Raw genomic sequence first — 20,819 nt, 5'->3', positions numbered from 1 at the left:
AAAATTAGTTTTTTTTGAATAGTTAACAATAAAAATTCGAATGATTATGAAAGTTTCAAATATCTTTATCCGAAAAGGCTCTCAAATAGCACTACTTTTTGTACTATTTGTTAGTTTATATTCTTGTGGTACTTATCAAAGTGCATACAACAATGATGGAATCTATGGTTCATACAATCAGCAAGATAATGAAGCTGTTGTAGTTGTTGAAAAATCTAATTTTGACCGAGATTATTTTTCGCGCCAGTTAGATGAAATTCAAAGTATTGGTGAAGAAGATGTTTTTACTGATATTGATGATTATTACTATGATGATGAAACTTACGAAGAAGATGCTTCTAATTATTACGAACCTTGGGAAAGCACAGACAACATAACTATTAATGTTGACGCTGGTTATGCAAGTGCTGGTTACTATTGGCATAATCCATTTTATTACAACTATTCTTATAACTATTATCCTTATTATTATAATTACTACAGCCCTTGGAGAACATACAACCCTTGGTTATACAATGGTTATTATGGAGACTATTACTCTTATGGTTATTATCCATATTATGGCGGGTACTATTATTACCCTTTTAGATATAATAGATACAACAACTATTACTCATACAATAATCGCTTCGCTAACAATAATTATAAAAGATATAATTCTTACGGAAAAAGAAATTCTAACAATTCAGTTTCTAGAAGAACAAGCTCATCTAATGCTACTGTAAGTAGACGAACTACAGCTAATACTTCAAGAAATACAAATAGTACAACTAGAAGAACAACAAGCACTACCAACAGAACAAACTCTGCTAGCAGAAATAGTAATGCCAATTCAAGTACTACTCAAAGAAGTACTTCAACAAGAAGCGTTACCAGTCCAACAAGACAATCTTCAACAATTACAAGAAGGAGTTCTTCATACACACCTTCTACAAGTAGGTATTCAACTAATAGAAGCAGCGTTATTAATTACACTCCTAAATCTATAAAAGGTACTGTATCAGATTATAGTAGTGGTCGTACAAAATCTACTAGAGCAACAAGTACAACTAGATCATCTAGAAGTTACACTCCTTCTAGAAGCAGCTCTTCTAACAATACTAATTATAGTAGATCATCTAGTTCTTCTAACTCAAATAGTAGTAGTAGTACATATTCTAGATCTTCATCTTCTACAAGGTCGTCTGCAACCTCTTCTAGAAGTTCTTCAAGGGGTTCATCTAGAAGAAATTAAATTTTAAAATAAATAATTATTTAAATATTATGAAAAAATTATTTTTAGCAGCAATGCTTTTCAGTATCACCTATATGTCAAATGCTCAAACTTTAGGGTATAATGATATTGGTGTATTGTTTTCAAAAGAAACCATTAATGGAACAGCTAGATATAATGCAATGAGTGGGGCTTTTGGAGCATTGGGAGGAGATTTATCTGCCATTGAAACAAATCCTGCAGGTGCTGCAGTTTTTTTAAATAGTGAATTTGCCATCTCATTAAATTTTAACAATACAGATACAAATGTAAATTATTACGGAAATAATGAATTTTCAGAAAATGACATTACAAATTTATCACAAGTTGGTGGTGTATTTGTTTTTAAAAGTTACTCAAAAAACTCTGATTGGGGAAAAGTAGCAATAGGATTTAATTATAGTATTGCCAACGATTTTGAAACACAATGGTTTGCTAATGGTAATAATAATTACCCAACTTGGATTAATGATGATAATGATGAAACTATCCAATACTTAGGGTCAGATGGCCAATATTTTGAAAATTTCAGCAAAGGTAAAAACGACAAATACACATTTACATTTGCATCAGAATTAGATAATAAATTATATTTAGGTGCTTCTTTTAGTACGTATGACATCAATAATTCTCAACGTGTTTTATTAGAAGAATACAATACTGATGGTAATGAAAATTACCTAGACGCATCTTTAATACAAGAACTTCATACCTACGGAGAAGGTTTTTCTTTTAATTTCGGTGTAATAGCTAAAGCTACTGACGACTTAAGATTAGGTTTAGCTTATCAATCACCTGTTTGGTACAACCTTTCTGAAGATTATTTAGATTCAGATTTAGAAATCTATTACAGTAATACAGACCAACTAATAACTGATTATTCTGGCTATAATGCTTTTGATTACAGATTAAAAACACCTAGTAAATTAACAGGTAGTTTTGCCTATATTTTTGATAAAAAAGGTTTAATAAGTATTGACTATATCTACAAAAATTATAGCAACATAAAGTTAAATATGAATGGGTACAATGAATTTACTGAAGAAAATAAAGTTTTCGACACAGATTTAGAAGCTGTAGGTGAATTAAGAATGGGTACAGAATGGCGTTTTGATAGATTTTCTGTAAGAGGTGGTTATCATTTTGAAAAAAGCCCTTATAAAAATGCTTTAGACTCCGACGCAGTTGAAGGGTTTTCTTTAGGAGCAGGCTTTGCTTTTAGAGGTGGAAAAATAGATGCATCGTACCAAAAAGATAACAATACTGCTCCTTATAATTTTTATCCACAATACGAAAACATAAATGCAGCTGAATTAGATATCGACACTTCTAAATTTACCATTACCTTAGTTTTAAATATTTAATTTTAATTACATATAACTACAAACGTCTCTGTAAAAGGAGGCGTTTTTTAATTTTACGCAATTACCTAAAATTGTTTTAGTACTTTTGCACAAATACTTAAAAAAATGGATACAGTTACCTTAAAAATTGAGAAAACTACAAACGATACTATACTTAAATTTACAGCAAATACAATTTTAATTAGTGGTAGTTATCAATTTAACAATATAGACGAAGCTAAAAACTCTCCTTTAGCACAACAATTATTTCATTTACCATTTATTAAACGTGTTTTAATTTCTGCAAATTTTATAGCATTAGAGCGTTTTTCAATTGTAGATTGGGCCGATGTTCAAGAAGAAGTTAAAGAACAAATAGAAAATTATTTAAATAGTCCTGGCGGAGTACTTGTTTTGGAAGAAACAACTACTACAAAAAAAGTTCCTGTTGAAATATATTCTGAAGTAACACCAAACCCAAGTGTTTTAAAATTTGTTGCAAATAAAAAACTTGTAGCGTCTGACTTAGAATACAAAAATATTGAAGAAGCTAAAAATTCACCTTTAGCAACAGAACTATATAACTTTCCATTTGTAAAAGAAATATTTATTTCAGAAAATTATGTTTCAATTACAAAGTTTGATGTTGTTGAATGGAGTGAAATAACAAATGAAATTAGAAGTTTTATAAAAGAATTTGTTGCAAATGGTAAAACTATTGTAAACGAAAGCAAACAACCGACAGCAAATAAACAAAATGAAAGTGTTCAACTAGAAGACTTAGATGATGTATCTAAACAAATTATTGCAATTTTAGATGAACATATTAAACCTGCCGTTGCTGCCGATGGAGGTAATATTTTATTTCAATCGTACGAAGAAAACACTAAAACTGTAAATGTTATTTTACAAGGCGCTTGTAGTGGTTGCCCTTCTTCTACAATTACTTTAAAAAATGGTATTGAAAATATGTTAAAACAGTTAATTCCTGGACAAATAGAACAAGTTGTAGCTATAAATCAATAACCAATGGCAAATAAAATTAATCCTTACAAAGATTCCGACTTAGGTAAAAAGGAACAAGTTGCTCAAATGTTTGACACCATTTCTAATGAATATGATGGTTTAAACCGAGTTATTTCTTTTGGAATCGATATTAAATGGCGTAAAAAAGTTGTTAAAATAATTGGAGCTACTAATCCGGATAAAATATTAGATATAGCAACTGGAACTGGTGATTTAGCAATTAATTTAGCCGAAACAAGTGCTTCTAAAATAATTGGTTTAGATATTTCTGAAGGCATGTTAAATGTTGGGCGTAAAAAAATTGAGAAATTAGAGCTAAACAATCAAATTGAAATGGTTTTTGGAGATTCTGAGAATATTCCTTTTGAAACCGATTATTTTGATGCAATTACCGTTGCTTTTGGAGTTCGTAATTTTGAGAATTTAGAAAAAGGTCTATCTGAAATTTACCGTGTTTTAAAACCAAACGGGACTTTTGTTGTTTTAGAAACCTCTATTCCAACCAAAACACCTTACAAACAAGGCTATAAAATATACGCAAAATACATATTACCTCTTATAGGAAAACTATTTTCAAAAGATAAAACAGCATACAAATACTTATCTGATTCTGCAGCTGCTTTTCCTTACGGAAAAGCTTTCAACAATATTTTAGATAAAATTGGGTTTATAGATATTGAAAACAAACCACAAACATTTGGAGTGGCTTCAATTTATATAGCAAAGAAATAGTTTATGAAACGAGCATGCTTAAAAAGTTTATCTTCTAACGAAATGACTAATAGCAAACAGCATGTAACCTCTAAAACAATAAGATAGACACATGAAAAAAACGGCTCTGATATTTATTTTTATTTTTGGTATTACTTCTTTATATGCTCAAAAAAAAGATAAAGTTATCTACAAACAAAACTGGGATAAACAAACCATTTTTTGGGGATTCTATTTAGGTCTGAATCAAAAAGATTTTAAAATTTCATACTTAAACGAAGATACTTTTATTACTTCAAAACCTTCCACAGGATTTAATGTTGGATTAATTGGAGATTTAAGGCTGCATAAAAACATTAACCTTAGATTAGAACCTGGACTTTCTAGCAATACTAAAACCTTGCATTTTAGAAATCAAACTTTAATTACCCCTCAAGATAGTATTAGAGATGTAAATGCTACGTACTTAAGAATTCCATTACTTGTAAAACTGAGTACAGACAGACTGTACAATATTCGACCTTATTTAATTGGAGGAGTTTCGTACGATTATAATTTTTCTAGTAATGAAGACAATCCAGCTGATAATTTTGATACTGAATTTAGAATGAAAAAACATAATTTTACTTATGAAATTGGTTTTGGTGTAGATTTTTACCTTCCTTATTTTATTTTTTCACCATCAATTAGAGGTGTTTTCGCCATAAATGATGAACTTGTTAGAGATAATGAATCTAATGGCTATAGCCCATGGACTGGAAATGTAGATTATTTTGGAACAAGAGGTGTGTTTTTAAAATTGGCATTTCATTAATTAGTTCTTTTAAATTCGCTTAATAAAATAGCTGTTGCAGTGGCAACATTTAAACTTTCTGTTTGTTGTAAATTTCCAAATCTAGGTATTGAAATAGCATTATCTAATAAATTTAAAATAGGTGTACTAATTCCATTTGCTTCATTTCCCATAACTAAAACAGCTTCTTTAGGTAAAGTAGTTTTATACACGTTTTCGCCATCCATTAAAGTAGCATATTTAGCTTTTTTAGTACTTTTTAAATAAACTTTTAAATCTGTATAAAAAACAGCAACCCTTGTTAAAGAACCCATAGAAGCTTGTACCACTTTTGCATTGTAACAATCAACAGTATCTTTAGAACAAATAAGTTGATCTATACCAAACCAATCACACAATCTAATAATTGTACCTAAATTTCCTGGATCATTAACTTCATCTAAAGCTAACACTAAACCTTCATTTTCTATAAAATTAGTAACTGGTATTTTAAATATTGCAATTACATTATTTGGTGTTGATAAGCTACTTGCTTTTTTTAAATCAGCTTCAGAAATTAAAGTTACATTTTCGCAATTTTTAAAATGAGATGCATCAACACAAAACAAACGTTCTAACTCAAAATCTGATTCTAAAAATTCATTTACCACCTTAATACCTTCAGCAATAAATAAATTACTTGTTACTCGGTACTTTTTTTTACGTAAGCTCGTTATTAACTTTAGTTGATTTTTACTTAAACTCATTTATTTTTATATATAAAATAGTAATTGGGTAATACTCCGAAAAGTTTTACATTTGAACAAATTTAAACTCTTATTTTTGAAAAACAATTTTATAATATTACTAATTTTAATAAGCGTAACTTTAAGTTTTTCTTCTTGTAACACTTTAAAGTATGTTTCGGATGACGAATATTTGCTTACCAAAAATTCAGTTTATGTAAATTCTAAAAAAAATGTTGATACAGAAATAACAGATTATATTGTACAACGCCCCAATCAATTGGTTTTAGGAATGCCTTTTCCACTTCATTTTTACAATATTGGAAATAAAAATTTTGAAACTGATTATGAACAATGGAAAATTGAACACCCAAATACTTCAAAATTTATAACAGCTATATTTTCAGAAAAACAAACTAAGGGTTTGCATAATTTTAAAAAAGGATCTCATCAATGGTTTTTAAATAATGGTGAATCTCCAGTAATTTTTGACAAAAAAAAAGCAGCTCAAACTAGCAATAACCTAATGTTACATTACTATAATGAAGGTTATTTTAATGCAAAAGTTGATTTTGAAGAAATAAAAAGTAAACGTAACAAAGTTGTAATAAACTACAATATAAACACAGGTAAACCTTATACACTAGATACTATAACTACAAATATAACATCTAAAGTTTTAGATTCTATTTACACTGCTAACAAGGGTAAATCTTTTTTAGAAAAAGGAAAACAATTTAAGTATACCCTCTTTTTTGAAGAACAAAACAGAATTAATGAACTCTATAGAAATTCTGGAATTTATCGCTTTAATAAAAATGCAATATTAATAGAAGCAGATACTGCAAATTACAAATCTAATATAGACTTAATAATTAATGATAGTATTGCTAATGTTCCTTTTATAGTTCAAAAAATTAAAAATATAAATATTTATACAGACTATTCATATAACACAAAAGACGAACCTATAAAAGACAGTTTAAATTATAATGGGTATTTATTTTTGTCACAAAAAAAACTTAAATACAATCCAAAATTACTTTTAGAAAGTATTTTTATAGAGCCAAATACAATTTATAAAGATAAAACTAGAGAATTAACACGTAAAAATTTAAGACGTTTAAATAATTTTAAAACTATAAATATAAAATATACAGAACTAGAAGATGATTTTTTAGAAGCTTCCATCTATTTATCTCCTTTAAAAAAATACTCAATAGGTACAAGTACAGAACTTACGCGATCTAACGTAAGACGTTTTGGTATTTCAGAAAAAATTTCATTCTCTAATTTAAATGTTTTTAAAGGAGCTGAAATATTAAGATTTTCTGTACAAGGTTCTTTTTTAGACTCTAAAGACGCTGCTGATAATGATAATTTATTAAACGCTTGGGAAGTTGGAGCCGATATAAATTTAGAATTACCTCGTTTTTTATTTCCGTATAATTTCAAGAAAATTATACCTAAAAGTATGGAACCACAAACAATTTTTACTTTAGGTACAAGTCTGCAAAAAAACATTGGATTAGATAAACAAAAATTTACTGGTATAATAGATTATACTTGGAAATCTACAACTACTAAAACACATAGTTTCGAATTACTTAATGGTCAATTTATAAAGAATTTAAATATTGAATCTTATTTTGACATTTACACTTCTGAATATGATGATTTAGCAGAAATACAAGAAGCCTATTTTCCTAATGTAGAACTAACAGAGAATTCGGCAATATCATTTATTCATAATTATATTGATGATGCTTTTGAAACATCTAACGAAACACAATACAAAACAGCTAAAAACATTGAAGCTAGATATAATATTATTACAGAAGATGTAGTAATACCATCAATGGCATATACATTTACCTACAACAATAGTGAAAATTATAAGGATACCGATTTCTCCTATTTTAAAGCTCGTTTAGCATCATCTGGCACGCTACTAACTCAACTTTCAAAACAAACAGATCAAAACAATGTAAAAACACTATTTAATACTCCAATTGCACAATATGCTAAAATAGATTTAGAGTATAAAAAATTCTGGAATATATCCTTAGAGAACGTAATTGCTTTTAGAAGTTTTTTAGGCGTTGCCCTACCCTATAACAATTCTAACTCCATACCATTTAGTAGAAGTTATTTTATTGGAGGCCCAAACGATCTAAGAGCTTGGAAAATTTACGATTTAGGTCCTGGATCTACTAAAACCGGATTGGAATACAATATTGGAAATTTAAAATTTATTAGCAGTTTAGAATACCGATTTAAAATAATTAATAGTATAAAAGGAGCATTATTTATAGATGCAGGTAATATTTGGGATATTACAGATTCTGATTTAACTGAAGCAGATGCAAAATTCAATGATTTTAACTCTTTAAAAGATATTGCAATAGGTTCTGGATTTGGAATTAGATACGATTTAAGCTTTATTTTATTACGTTTAGATTTAGGCTTTAAAACATACGAACCATACAATACAACTGGCAATAAATGGTTTCAAAATTATAATTTTAAAAACAATGTCTATAATTTTGGAATTAGCTACCCATTTTAACAAAAAAACTATTTCGTTTTCGTTTTTTTTCAGTTCTAAGCCTATTTAATAGGTAGAAATCCTTAATTTTGTTATAATCAAATTAAACACAATTAATATAACTATATTATTATGAGTCATACAATTAAACCCGGAGTTGCAACAGGAAGCGAAGTGCAAGAGATTTTTAAATTAGCAAAATCAAAAAAATTCGCATTACCAGCTGTAAATGTTACAGGATCTAACACAATTAACAGTGTTTTAGAAACTGCAAAAGAATTAAATTCTCCTGTAATTATTCAATTCTCTAACGGAGGAGCACAATTTAATGCAGGTAAAGGATTATCTAATGAAAATCAAAAATCAGCTATTGCTGGTGGTATTGCAGGAGCAAAACACATACACACATTAGCAGAAGCCTATGGAGTGCCAGTAATTTTACACACAGACCACTGTGCTAAAAAATTATTACCTTGGATTGATGGATTATTAGATGCAGGTGAACAATTTTTTAAAGAAACTGGTAAACCATTATTTAGTTCTCATATGATTGATTTATCTGAAGAACCAATCGAAGAAAACATTGAAATTTGTAAAACCTACTTAGCACGTATGGCTAAAATGGGAATGACCTTAGAAATTGAATTAGGTATTACAGGTGGTGAAGAAGACGGTGTAGATAACTCTGATGTTGATGCATCAAAATTATATACACAACCTGAAGAAGTTGCATACGCTTATGATGAACTTAAAAAAGTAAGTAACAACTTTACAATTGCTGCTTCATTTGGAAATGTTCACGGTGTATACAAACCAGGAAACGTAAAATTAACACCAAAAATCTTAGATAATTCTCAAAAATATATCGAAAAGAAAAATGGAACACAACCTAACCCTGTAGATTTTGTATTCCACGGAGGTTCTGGTTCTTCATTAGAAGAAATTAGAGAAGCTATTGGATATGGTGTTGTTAAAATGAATATCGACACAGATCTTCAATTTGCTTTTACTGAAGGAATTAGAGATTATATGAATGATAAAATCGACTATTTAAGAACACAAATAGGAAATCCTGATGGAGCTGATAAACCTAACAAAAAATACTACGATCCTCGTGGTTGGTTACGTAAAGGTGAAGAAACTTTTAAAACACGTTTAAAACAAGCTTTTAAAGATTTAAACTGTATAGATACCTTATAAAATCTAGGTTAACACTTTAAATATTCAAAGAGAACATATAAAAATATGTTCTCTTTGTTTTTTTTTAGTAATTTGCAGCACTATTTCTCAACATAAAACAATATAACTATGTCATCTTGGTTTAAAAGAAAAGATAAGGGAATTCAAACAGCAACGGAAGATAAGAAAGATGTACCAAAAGGATTATGGTACAAAACGCCTAGTGGTAAAGTTGTTGATACCGATGAATTAAAAGAAAATTATTATGTGAGTCCAGAAGATGGGTACCACGTAAGAGTTGGAAGCGCAGAATATTTTGAAATTCTTTTTGATGATAATAAATTCAAAGAGTTCGACAAAAATATGGTTTCTAAAGATCCATTAAAATTTACTGACACCAAAAAATATACAGAACGCTTAAAACAAGCTTACGAAAAAACAAAACTTAAAGATGCTATTAGAACAGCTGTTGGAAAATCTTTAGGTAAAGACTTAGTAATTGCCGCAATGGATTTCGCTTTTATAGGTGGTTCAATGGGTAGTGTTGTTGGAGAAAAAATTTCTCGCGCAATTGATTATTCAATAAAAAACAAAGTTCCTTTTTTAATGATTTCTAAATCTGGAGGAGCTAGAATGATGGAAGCATCATACTCGTTAATGCAATTGGTAAAAACATCTGCCAAAATTGCACAACTTGCAGAAGCTCGCATTCCATACATTTCATTATGCACAGACCCAACAACAGGAGGAACAACCGCATCTTATGCTATGTTAGGCGATGTAAACTTTGCTGAACCAAATGCTTTAGTTGCATTTGCTGGACCTAGAGTGGTTAAAGATACTACAGGAAAAGACCTACCCCCAGGATTTCAAAGATCTGAATTTGTACTAGAACATGGGTTTCTAGATAAAATTATTGAACGTAAAAATTTAAAACAACAAATTAATCTTTATATAGACCTAGTAGAAAATTTACCTATTAGAAAATAGTTACTTTAAATATTAATTAATTTTATTCAAACAATTAATATTCAAAATAATAATAGTACCTTTGCAAACTATTAACTGCATAGTGCAGTATTAATACATAAAAATTATTAATAAAATTAATGTTAGCATGTACTTAACAAAAGAGAAAAAAGCGGAAATTTTCGCAAAACACAACGAATCAGCAACAGATACTGGTTCTTCAGAAGGTCAAATTGCCTTATTTACTTATAGAATTAACCATTTAACTGAACACTTGAAAAGAAATCGTAAAGATTATAATACTGAGCGCTCATTAGTAAAATTAGTAGGTAAAAGAAGAAATTTACTTGATTATCTAATTAAAACTGATATTGTAAGATATCGTGAGATAATTAAAGAATTAGGAATAAGAAAATAATTTCGACAAAAAAAGAGGCAAAATTATTGCCTCTTTTTTTTTAACATTCTTATTCAAAGAAAGCTTAAATTAAACTTTTCATTGGGAAACACAACACAACGACCAATTGTTTAATTAAAATTTAAAAAATTATTTATGATACCGAAGGTACATACACAAACTATTGATTTAGGAGATGGAAGAACCATCACAATCGAAACCGGAAAATTAGCAAAACAAGCCCATGGTTCTGTTGTTGTTAAAATGGGAAACACCATGTTATTAGGTACAGTTGTATCTAATTACGATGCAAGCGCTGTAGATTTCTTGCCATTAACTGTAGATTATAGAGAAAAATATGCTGCTGCAGGTAAATACCCTGGAGGTTTCTTTAAAAGAGAAGCTAGACCAAGTGATAGCGAAATATTAACAATGCGTTTAGTTGACCGTGTATTACGTCCATTATTCCCTAAAGATTATCACGCAGAAACACAAGTTATGATACAATTAATGTCTCATGACGATACTGTTATGCCAGATGCATTAGCTGGTTTAGCCGCATCAGCTGCAATTCAGTTAAGTGATATTCCTTTTGAAACACCAATTTCTGAAGTAAGAGTAGCTAGAATTAACGGAGAATTCGTAATCAACCCTAGTAGAATTCAATTAGCTGAAGCTGATATTGATATGATGGTTGGTGCTTCTGAAGATTCTGTAATGATGGTTGAAGGTGAAATGAATGAATGTAGCGAAGAAGAAATGGCAGATGCTATTAAGTTTGCACACGAAGCAATTAAAATTCAATGTGCTGCACAAACTGCATTAGCAGAATCATTTGGAAAAAAAGAAACACGTACGTATGAAAAAGCAGTAAATGACGAAAAATTAGAAAAACTAGCGCATGATTTTTCATACCAAAAAGTATACGATATAGCAAAAGCAGGAAGTTCAAAACACGAACGTAGTGCTGCATTTGCAGAAATAAAAGAAGCTTTTAAAGCTACATTTTCAGAAGAAGAATTGGCTGAAAAAGGAGACTTAATTTCTAAATATTACAGTAAAGCTGAAAAAAGTGCTATTAGAAACTTAACTCTTGAAGAAGGTTTACGTTTAGATGGAAGAAAAACTACAGAAATTCGCCCTATCTGGTGTGAAATAGACTATTTACCATCAGCACACGGTTCTTCAATTTTTACTCGTGGTGAAACTCAAGCATTAGCAACAGTTACTTTAGGTACTTCTAGAGATGCAAATGTATTAGACTCACCAACATACGAAGGGGAAGAACGTTTTTATTTACACTATAACTTCCCTCCTTTCTCAACTGGTGAAGCTAGACCTTTAAGAGGTACTTCACGTAGAGAAGTAGGACACGGAAACTTAGCTCAACGTGCTTTAAAAGGAATGATTCCTGAAGATTGCCCTTACACTGTAAGAGTTGTTTCAGAAATATTAGAATCTAACGGTTCTTCTTCAATGGCAACTGTTTGTGCTGGTACAATGGCATTAATGGATGCAGGTGTTAAAATGAAGAAACCTGTTTCTGGTATTGCAATGGGATTAATTTCTGATGGTGATAAATATGCTGTATTAAGTGATATTTTAGGTGATGAAGATCATTTAGGTGATATGGACTTTAAAGTTACTGGTACTGAAGATGGTATTACAGCTTGCCAAATGGATATTAAAATTAAAGGATTATCTTACGAAATTTTAGTAAAAGCACTAAAACAAGCTCGTGAAGGTCGTTTACATATTTTAGGAAAAATTACTGATACAATTGCACAACCAAATGAAGATGTAAAACCACATTCTCCTAAAATGGTTTCTAGAGTTATTCCTAACGAATTTATTGGAGCTTTAATTGGTCCAGGTGGAAAAGTAATTCAAGAAATGCAAAAAGAAACAGGTTGTACTATTGTTATTAACGAAGATCCTGTAACTGAAGAAGGTATTGTTGAAATTTTAGGAACTAACCAAGATGGTATTGATAGTGTTTTAGCTAAAATAGACTCTTTATTATTTAAACCTGAAGTAGGAAGTATTTATGAAGTTAAAGTAATTAAAATGTTAGATTTTGGTGCAGTTGTAGAATATACAGAAGCTCCAGGAAACGAAGTTTTATTGCACATTTCTGAACTTGCTTGGGAACGTACAAATAATGTAACAGATGTTGTTAATATGGGTGATGTTTTTGATGTAAAATACTTTGGTAAAGATCCTAAAACTCGTAAAGAAAAAGTATCTAGAAAAGCTATTTTACCTAAACCAGAAGGTTTTGTAGAAAGACCTCCAAGAGATAATAATCGAGGCAGAGATAATCGTGGTAGAGATAACCGCAGAGATGATAGAAAACCAAGATCTAGAGATTAATTCTTCTCTATTAAAAAATTATAAAAACCTACAATTAAATATCTTTAATTGTAGGTTTTTTTTATAACATTAACTTACCACAATAAATTAATGAACAAGGTTTAAACTGCCTTTTTTATGTTAATTTCTAACTAAAAATAAAATAAAATCATTATTTAATAACATCTATTTTAACTTGTATATTTATAATATTGATTTAAACTTAAATTCAAAAAAACATAACACACTGTTTTATAGGTTCTTACTTTGAAATATGATAAAACTAAAATTGTTTTTAATAAAGCTTATATATCTTTCTTAAATTTGGTTACTTATAAAAGCCTAATAAAATTTAATGAATCTTATACTAATAGAAATACGTAACAAAAATGAAAAAGTTTTCAAAAACTTTTTTAACAAGCATTATGCTGATTTAGTTTCGTATGCTAATAAATACCTTTTTGATAAAGATTCTAGCGAGGACATTGTACAAGAAGTATTTATTTATATTTGGGAGAATGCTGAAAACCTAAATATACAATCTTCGTTAAAAGGCTATATGTATTCTATGGTAAGAAACAAATGTTTAAACTTTTTAAAATCTATAAAAATTACTGATAGTTTCGAACTTTTAGAATTTAATATAAATTTAATAACTGAACATGTTTTTAATTCTAGTTCAGAAGATGAAAAAAAAATAGTTTACCATCAAATATTAAAGATTATAGATACGCTTCCAGAAAAAATGCAACAGGTTGTACGTTTAAAATTCCTTCACAATTATAAATATTCTGAAATAGCTGCAGAACTTAATATTTCAATAAACACGGTTAAAACACAACTTAAAAGAGCTAAATTTAAAATTACAGAGTCAATAACTACAATCCTTATATTACTTCAAATAAATCAATAAAAAAGGCTTTTACAAGAAAAATAAACACTTTATTTCATCTTTTATTAAAAAAAAATCATTTTTTATGTAACCCATTATTAAGTTTTTGTTGTCTTAATATTAAACGAAAGCAACTAATGGAATTTAAGTTAATCATAAAAAATCTGAATAACACACTTACTGACCAAGAAAAAGTGATTTTCAACTCTTGGTATAACGAGTCTAAAAAACACAAAACCTATTATGACCACGTAGCCAAAAATTATTCAAAAGATTTAGATATTATTGATCTAGAAAAAGGATGGAATCGTATTGAAAAACGAATAAAACCGACTCCTTATCTTCTAAAAAACAACTTTTTAAAATATTCTGCAGTTGCAGCTTCTCTTTTACTATTAATTTCTGTAAGCTTAATCTTTTATAAAAACAGTATCAGTACAACATCTAAAATAGTAAATACTGAAATAAAAATTGGTTCAGACAAAGCTATTTTAACCTTAGAAAATGGTGAAGAAATAGATCTAGAAAAAGGTAAAGAAATTAAAACAACAAATGCAGAAAGTAATGGCGAAAAACTAATCTACAAAAAAACAGAAGAAACAGAAACACCTAAAATAGCATACAATTACCTTACAATACCAAGAGGTGGTCAATTTTATTTAGAACTATCAGATAGAACTAAAGTGTGGTTAAATTCTGAAACACAACTAAAATACCCAGTTACATTTATTGAAGGAGAAACTCGTAAAGTAGAATTAGTTTATGGAGAAGCTTATTTTGATGTATCTCCAAGTACCCTTAATAACGGAGCTTCTTTTATAGTACAATCTAAAACACAAAATGTAGAAGTTTTAGGTACCGAATTTAATATTAAAGCCTACCAAGACGAAGCTTTTTCTTATACAACACTTGTTGAAGGTAAAGTAGCGGTTGAAACAAATTACAACAAAGTAATTCTACAACCAAAACAACAAGCAATTGTTAACCCTAAATCAGAAACAATTATTATTGAAAACATAGACATTTATAATGAAGTTTCTTGGAAAGATGGTGTCTTTAGCTTTGACCATATGCCACTTAATAAAATTGCTAGAGTACTATCTAGATGGTATGATATTGATGTTCAGTTTAAAAATATTGAAATAGGAAATACTGAGTTTAATGGAATCTTAAGAAAAAATCAATCTTTAGAAGATATTTTAACAACTATTAAAAATACAAACAACATCAACTACAAAATAGATGATAGAACAATTATATTTAATTAAAAAAAATAATAACAAAAAACACCTTTAAAAATGAAGAAAACTTAACATCTAATTTTAAGTTCTAGAAATTAGAATTTGAAAAAATCATTTAAAACGAATTTAAATAAAAAAAGGGAAATTAGGTTCACATCTCTCACAACACAAACCTAAAACTCCCCTAAGACTTAATTAATTAAAACAATGTTTAACTAACTAACTTTGCAAATTTATGGAAAATATGTTTACTAACTCGCTTTTCTTTCTTACAAAGAAAAAGCTTTTACTCAACCTTATGAAATCATTTTTATTTTTGTTTTGCACTACGGTCTTTGGCTTTTCATCAGGTGATATTCTTTCCCAAAACGCAAAAGTTGAAATTGACACAGACAAAATAATCACGGTAGATGAGGTTTTTAAAATTATTAAAAGCCAAACCGAATATACTTTTATTTATCGCTCAGATTTATTTAAAGACTACCCAAAAGTAGCTGTAAAAAAAGGAGTAATAGAAGCCAATAAATTATTGGAAATGAGTTTATCTGAAGGAGATTTTAACTTTGAATTTTCTAAAAACAATACAATTGTTATTAAAGAAAAAACACTCCCTATTATTCAACAAACTATTAACGGAAAAGTTACAGATGAAAATGGAGAACCGCTATTAGGTGTAACAATTATTGTAAAAGGTGCTGCAACTGGTACTGTTTCTAATATAGATGGAATATTTTCAATTAAGGCAAACATAGGAGATGAATTAATTTTAACCTATGTTGGCTTTATAGAAAAAACTATAAAAATTGAAAACTTTGACCCTTTAACTATAACCCTTAGAGAATTAACCAATACTTTAGAAGAAGTTGTTGTTACTGGTTATTATTCTATCCCAAAAGAAAGAGCTACAGGTTCTTTTAGCAATGTAACAGGTGAAGAATTACAAAAAATTACTAGTTTAAGTGTTAAAGACAAAATTGAAGGTATTGTACCTGGGTTATTATTTGAACCTAATTATGCTTCAGATCAAAGCCCTACAACAGAAAGAAGCCGCGGTTTAGTTATACGTGGAGCAAGTACATTAGGAGATAACTCACCTTTAATTGTTGTTGATGGCTTTCCAGTAATTTCATCCGACGGTGTAGATCCTTGGTCTACAATTAACCCAGATGATGTAGAAAGTTTAACTGTTTTAAAAGATGCTGCCGCAGCTTCTATCTGGGGAGCTCAAGCAGCAAATGGGGTAATTGTTATTAAAACAAAAGCTGGAAATACTTCAAAAAAAGCAAAAATAGATGTATCTATTGAATATATAGTGCAACCTAAACCCGATTTATTTGAAATCCCCTTTGCGTCAAGTGCAGAATCTATAGATATATATAAATCTTTATTTTTAGACAACAACTATTACGACAACTTATTACAATCCTTTTTCCGTGATCGCTATGAGTTTCCTGAGGTAATAGATGTACTTGTACAAATGAAAGCTGGTGAAATTACAGATCAAACTGGAAATCAACTTTTAAGCGATCTTTCTAAAATTGATGTTCGTGATGAATTTTCGGATTTATTTTACCGTATGGAAACTAACCAAAAAGTAAATATTTCTTTTAGTAAAGGCGATGAAACCAACAACTTACGCGCTTCATTAATGAGTCTTGAAAGTAATAAATATGCTGTTGGAGACTCTAATAGTCAAATTATTGGAAACTTCAACAACACTTTTAAACCTGTAGATTGGTTTAATATAACTTTTGGAATGAATTTTTCAATGTTAAAGCAAGACAAAAATGGAGTTGCAATTGGAGAGTTAAGTAATATTCCACAAATGTCACGTATTTTAGATGATAACGGTGACTATTTACCAATGATTAAAAATGATTACGATGATAGTTATTATGATGTTTCTACCCAAAAAAGAAGAGATCTTGTAGAACAATATAATTTACCTTACGATTGGGACTGGAATTTAAAAAGAGACATTGACAATAGAGATATTACAGACGAAAAAAATGACCTTCGTTTAAATGCTAAAGTTTCTTTTATTCCTTTAAAAGGTTTAAATATTGACATCTCTTATCAATACCAACGTAATAATTCATTATACAGTAATTATATGAATGAAGAAACTTGGTATGTAAGAAATGCTGTAAACGAATTTGCTAGAACCGATGGTTCTTTTCCAATACCAGCTGGTGGAATGCTATATGAAAGACGTTCAACTTCTACATCTAACGACGGAAGAGTTCAAGCAAGCTACAACCGTATTTTTGAAGACCACAGCATTAAGTTATTAGGTGGTTTTGAAATTAGAAAAGACTACTATGAAAGTTTACCATATGGTTTTTATGGTTACGATCCACAAGCTTTAACTCAAATTACTGCATTAAACTACCAAGATGATGTTAATCCTAGAATGACAGGAGATAACGAATGGAGAGGAACCATTCCTCCAATTCCAACCCAACCAACTACAAGTATACGTCTTCAAGGTAGAGACAATAGATTTGTATCTTATTACGGAAATGGAATTTACACCTATAAAAACAAATACGATTTTACCGGTAGTATCCGTTTAGATAAAACTAATTTATATGGTAGAACACCATCATACCGCAACTTACCACAATGGTCTTTAGGTTTAGGTTGGAGTTTAGATAAAGAGACTTTCTTTAATGTTGATAATGTAGATAGATTACGCTTGAGAACTTCTTATGGTTGGAATGGACATATTGACAAATCTGCAAGTCCATACATAAATGGTACTCCATGGGTTGATGCTGTTAACCAAACACAATACGCTGCTGTACTAACTACACCAAACCCAGGTTTAACATGGGAAAAAACTAAAACCTATAATATTGGAGCAGATTTTTCTATGTTTGGCCAAAGACTTCAAGGTGAAATAGAATTGTACAACAAACAATCTGAAGATGTTTTAACAGATATTGCCGTAAATCCTACATACGGTTTTTATTACGATGAAGCTACTTTAAATGCAGGTGACATATCTAATAAAGGTGTGGAATTTGATATTAGCGGACTAATTATAGACAAAGAAATTAAATGGAAATCTCTTTTAAATTTTTCGTACAATAAAAATGAAGTCCAAAATGTAAAATCAACTTCAGCAAATATTGCTTCTAGAACAAGTTTATCTCAATTTTACCCAGTAGCTGGTCAACCTGTAGATTTTTTAGCTGTTGCAGAATGGGCTGGATACAGTGAAAATGGATTGCCTCAAGTTTATTTAGATGGCGAAATTACTGAGATATCCGATATTAGCTATAGTGGTGTAGATGTAGACAAACTTTTTAAATTTGTTGGTCAACGTTCTCCTAAAACATTTGGTTCTTGGACTAATAATATTTCTTATAAAAACTTTGAACTTTCTGCTCGTTTTTTATATAGCTTCGGAAATAAATTTTTAAAAGATTCACCTCCAAGAAACTTATTATATAACTATACAAGCTACCGTACATTCCATACTTTTAATACAGATTTATTAGTAGATCGTTGGCAAACAGGAGCAGATAATGAAACCGCTTCTATGTATTCTTTAGATACTAAAGTATCTAATTATCTTACAACTTTAACAAACGATTATATTGCTCAATACAATTCTCAAAATGTATTAGATGCTGGTCAAATTAGATTACAAAGTATTAGTCTTGCTTACCGTATCCCTTCAAAAATATTAGGTGGTATAAACAATGCTAGAATTCAATTTCAAGCAAAAAATTTAGGACCAATTTTCTTAAAAAACAAAGAAGGTATAGACCCATCATTTCCTAAATATAGTTCATCTTTATATTCAGCGTATTACAACGTAATTAGAGATCGTCCAGAATACTCACTTTCTTTACAATTAAACCTATAATCTCACTCAAATACTTAATTATGAAAAAACTATTAATTATATTAGTATCGTTGGCATGTTTAGTATCATGTAGCGATTTTTTAGAAACTTTTCCAAAAGGACAGATTGTAGCAAAAACCACAAGTGATTTTAGATTGCTTTTAGACAACGCTGACACCCGATATTCTAATAATCTTTCTCAAACTTCAATGTACGTTGATGTTGTTTCAGATAATTCTCAAGTAACTCGTGAAACTTGGCAAGAATGGATAGATCAAAGATCTCACCTTAAACAATTATACTCTTTTGAAACTCAAGTTTGGTTACCAGATGGAGCAACTGGAGATGTTGTTTGGAAAAATGCCTACTATATTAGCACCTTGGTAAGTAATATTTTAGACGAACTTCCACGTGCAGATGATAATTTACGACTTCAATATCAATTAGCAGCAGAAGCAAAAGTACACCGCGCATATGCATACCTTACTTTAATTAACATTTATGCAAAACATTATAATGAAGCTACAGCGTCAAGTGATATGGGAGTTCCTTTAATTGAAAACCCAGTTGATTTACCAAGTCTAGAACGAGCTTCTGTTAAAAAAGTATACGATTTTATTTTAGAAGATTTACTTAGTTCTGTAGATGATTTACCAGACAATGTTTCTGGACAATTTATACATAGACCAACTAAAACAGCTGCTTATGCTATTTTAGCAAGAACATATTTATATATGGGTGATTATGAAAATGCAGCTTTATATGCAGATAAAAGTTTAGCAATTAATTCATTTTTATATGACTATAACACAATTTATACAGGAAATGCTAGTAGCGATAATTTAATTGGTGTATCAAGAACATCAGATCAAGAAATACTATTACATAAAACAACTACTAAAGGAGGGCATTTACGTGAATATTTACAATTAGATTCCATCTCTTTTAATAAATTGTATAGTGATTATAAAATTATTGATACGACTACAACAATTAATTACGATTTAAGAAGACCTTTATGGTTTAGCGGCTTAACTGAGAATGGCAAACTTATAAGCAGCCAGCCTTCATACGTTTTTTCTGATGGAGGGCATCGATATTCTGTTGATAATGATTTTAATGTTGACTATACACCTATAACAACATCAGAAATGTATGTTACAAGAGCTGAAGCAAATGCACGTTTAGGTAACCTTCAAAATGCATTAGATGATATTAACACGTTAAGAACACACCGCTTTATGTCTGGATCATATACAAACCTTTCGTTAGCAGATTTAAATAATAATCAACAAAATGTATTAGATGAAGTTTTATTAGAACGAAGACGTGAATTATATGGTAAAGATTTAAGATTATTTGACATAAAACGCCTAGAATTAGGTGTGGAACATACTTTAGGCACTGAAACAAAAAGTATTCCTGCAAACGATCCAAAACTTGTATGGCCTGTACATTATGAATATCTAGACCTTAACCCAGAAATTGGTCAATTTCAAAGATAATAACTTTTTTATAAAAACATAAAATGAAAA

General features: G+C 29.4%; 15 protein-coding genes. 14 read left to right on the top strand and 1 reads right to left on the bottom strand.

Going from position 1 to position 20,819, the window contains the following annotated elements; translation table 11 throughout:
• Positions 1-46: 46 nt before the first annotated feature.
• The 5 genes from MKD41_RS15015 to porT all read left to right on the top strand — a co-directional run bounded on the left by MKD41_RS15015 (position 47) and on the right by porT (position 5,146).
• Positions 47-1,234, top strand: a complete 1,188-nt coding sequence (locus MKD41_RS15015; protein WP_240243159.1) for a hypothetical protein — start codon at positions 47-49, stop codon at positions 1,232-1,234.
• 29 nt (positions 1,235-1,263) lie between these two features.
• Entirely contained in the window at positions 1,264-2,616 is a 1,353-nt protein-coding gene (locus tag MKD41_RS15010) for an OmpP1/FadL family transporter (RefSeq protein WP_240243158.1), read from the top strand.
• A 105-nt stretch (positions 2,617-2,721) separates the two neighbouring features.
• Entirely contained in the window at positions 2,722-3,621 is a 900-nt protein-coding gene (locus tag MKD41_RS15005; protein ID WP_240243157.1) for a NifU family protein, read from the top strand.
• Positions 3,622-3,624: 3 nt separating this feature from the next.
• The gene (gene ubiE, locus MKD41_RS15000; protein WP_240243156.1) at positions 3,625-4,353 is read left to right on the top strand and encodes a bifunctional demethylmenaquinone methyltransferase/2-methoxy-6-polyprenyl-1,4-benzoquinol methylase UbiE; all 729 of its coding nucleotides are present in this window, start codon (positions 3,625-3,627) and stop codon (positions 4,351-4,353) included.
• A 91-nt stretch (positions 4,354-4,444) separates the two neighbouring features.
• Entirely contained in the window at positions 4,445-5,146 is a 702-nt protein-coding gene (gene porT / locus MKD41_RS14995) for a type IX secretion/gliding motility protein PorT/SprT (RefSeq protein WP_240243155.1), read from the top strand.
• Here porT and MKD41_RS14990 read toward each other — a convergent pair.
• Positions 5,143-5,871 carry a TrmH family RNA methyltransferase gene (locus MKD41_RS14990; RefSeq protein ID WP_240243154.1) on the bottom strand — a complete coding sequence of 243 codons (729 nt, stop codon included), beginning with the start codon at positions 5,869-5,871 and terminating at the stop codon, positions 5,143-5,145. The genes porT and MKD41_RS14990 overlap by 4 nt on opposite strands.
• Positions 5,872-5,947: 76 nt before the next feature.
• Between MKD41_RS14990 and tamL the strand changes: the two genes are divergently transcribed.
• The 9 genes from tamL to MKD41_RS14945 all read left to right on the top strand — a co-directional run bounded on the left by tamL (position 5,948) and on the right by MKD41_RS14945 (position 20,789).
• On the top strand, positions 5,948-8,419 hold the full coding sequence (gene tamL / locus MKD41_RS14985; protein WP_240243153.1) for a translocation and assembly module lipoprotein TamL: 2,472 nt from the start codon (positions 5,948-5,950) through the stop codon (positions 8,417-8,419).
• A 111-nt stretch (positions 8,420-8,530) separates the two neighbouring features.
• The gene (gene fbaA / locus MKD41_RS14980) at positions 8,531-9,598 is read left to right on the top strand and encodes a class II fructose-bisphosphate aldolase (RefSeq protein WP_240243152.1); all 1,068 of its coding nucleotides are present in this window, start codon (positions 8,531-8,533) and stop codon (positions 9,596-9,598) included.
• Between the two features lie 108 nt (positions 9,599-9,706).
• The gene (accD, locus tag MKD41_RS14975; protein WP_240243151.1) at positions 9,707-10,567 is read left to right on the top strand and encodes an acetyl-CoA carboxylase, carboxyltransferase subunit beta; all 861 of its coding nucleotides are present in this window, start codon (positions 9,707-9,709) and stop codon (positions 10,565-10,567) included.
• A 127-nt stretch (positions 10,568-10,694) separates the two neighbouring features.
• Positions 10,695-10,964 (top strand): 30S ribosomal protein S15, encoded by a 270-nt coding sequence (rpsO, locus tag MKD41_RS14970; RefSeq protein WP_240243150.1) that lies wholly within the window; start codon positions 10,695-10,697, stop codon positions 10,962-10,964.
• A gap of 135 nt (positions 10,965-11,099) precedes the next feature.
• Positions 11,100-13,316, top strand: coding sequence for a polyribonucleotide nucleotidyltransferase (locus MKD41_RS14965; protein WP_240243149.1), 2,217 nt, complete (start codon positions 11,100-11,102; stop codon positions 13,314-13,316).
• Positions 13,317-13,650: 334 nt separating this feature from the next.
• Complete coding sequence (locus tag MKD41_RS14960) at positions 13,651-14,208, top strand: RNA polymerase sigma factor (protein ID WP_240243148.1); 558 nt, start codon at positions 13,651-13,653, stop codon at positions 14,206-14,208.
• 116 nt (positions 14,209-14,324) lie between these two features.
• Entirely contained in the window at positions 14,325-15,455 is a 1,131-nt protein-coding gene (locus MKD41_RS14955; protein WP_240243147.1) for a FecR family protein, read from the top strand.
• A gap of 271 nt (positions 15,456-15,726) precedes the next feature.
• Positions 15,727-19,305 (top strand): SusC/RagA family TonB-linked outer membrane protein, encoded by a 3,579-nt coding sequence (locus MKD41_RS14950; protein ID WP_240243146.1) that lies wholly within the window; start codon positions 15,727-15,729, stop codon positions 19,303-19,305.
• 20 nt (positions 19,306-19,325) lie between these two features.
• Positions 19,326-20,789 carry a RagB/SusD family nutrient uptake outer membrane protein gene (locus MKD41_RS14945; RefSeq protein WP_240243145.1) on the top strand — a complete coding sequence of 488 codons (1,464 nt, stop codon included), beginning with the start codon at positions 19,326-19,328 and terminating at the stop codon, positions 20,787-20,789.
• The last annotated feature ends 30 nt before the right edge of the window (positions 20,790-20,819 follow it).

Origin of the sequence: Lutibacter sp. A64 (assembly GCF_022429565.1) — a bacterium.
Lineage (GTDB): Bacteria > Bacteroidota > Bacteroidia > Flavobacteriales > Flavobacteriaceae > Lutibacter.
The sequence above is the reverse complement of the archived record's forward strand: the minus strand, read 5'-3'. Positions and strand labels throughout refer to the sequence as shown.

Bases quoted from the DNA above. Each gene is read 5' to 3' on its own strand.
- MKD41_RS15015 (WP_240243159.1), top strand. From the start codon at position 47: ATGAAAGTTTCAAATATCTTTATCCGAAAAGGCTCTCAAATAGCACTA.
- MKD41_RS15010 (WP_240243158.1), top strand. From the start codon at position 1,264: ATGAAAAAATTATTTTTAGCAGCAATGCTTTTCAGTATCACCTATATG.
- MKD41_RS15005 (WP_240243157.1), top strand. From the start codon at position 2,722: ATGGATACAGTTACCTTAAAAATTGAGAAAACTACAAACGATACTATA.
- ubiE (WP_240243156.1), top strand. From the start codon at position 3,625: ATGGCAAATAAAATTAATCCTTACAAAGATTCCGACTTAGGTAAAAAG.
- porT (WP_240243155.1), top strand. From the start codon at position 4,445: ATGAAAAAAACGGCTCTGATATTTATTTTTATTTTTGGTATTACTTCT.
- MKD41_RS14990 (WP_240243154.1), bottom strand. From the start codon at position 5,871: ATGAGTTTAAGTAAAAATCAACTAAAGTTAATAACGAGCTTACGTAAA.
- fbaA (WP_240243152.1), top strand. From the start codon at position 8,531: ATGAGTCATACAATTAAACCCGGAGTTGCAACAGGAAGCGAAGTGCAA.
- accD (WP_240243151.1), top strand. From the start codon at position 9,707: ATGTCATCTTGGTTTAAAAGAAAAGATAAGGGAATTCAAACAGCAACG.
- rpsO (WP_240243150.1), top strand. From the start codon at position 10,695: ATGTACTTAACAAAAGAGAAAAAAGCGGAAATTTTCGCAAAACACAAC.
- MKD41_RS14965 (WP_240243149.1), top strand. From the start codon at position 11,100: ATGATACCGAAGGTACATACACAAACTATTGATTTAGGAGATGGAAGA.
- MKD41_RS14960 (WP_240243148.1), top strand. From the start codon at position 13,651: ATGAATCTTATACTAATAGAAATACGTAACAAAAATGAAAAAGTTTTC.
- MKD41_RS14955 (WP_240243147.1), top strand. From the start codon at position 14,325: ATGGAATTTAAGTTAATCATAAAAAATCTGAATAACACACTTACTGAC.
- MKD41_RS14950 (WP_240243146.1), top strand. From the start codon at position 15,727: ATGAAATCATTTTTATTTTTGTTTTGCACTACGGTCTTTGGCTTTTCA.
- MKD41_RS14945 (WP_240243145.1), top strand. From the start codon at position 19,326: ATGAAAAAACTATTAATTATATTAGTATCGTTGGCATGTTTAGTATCA.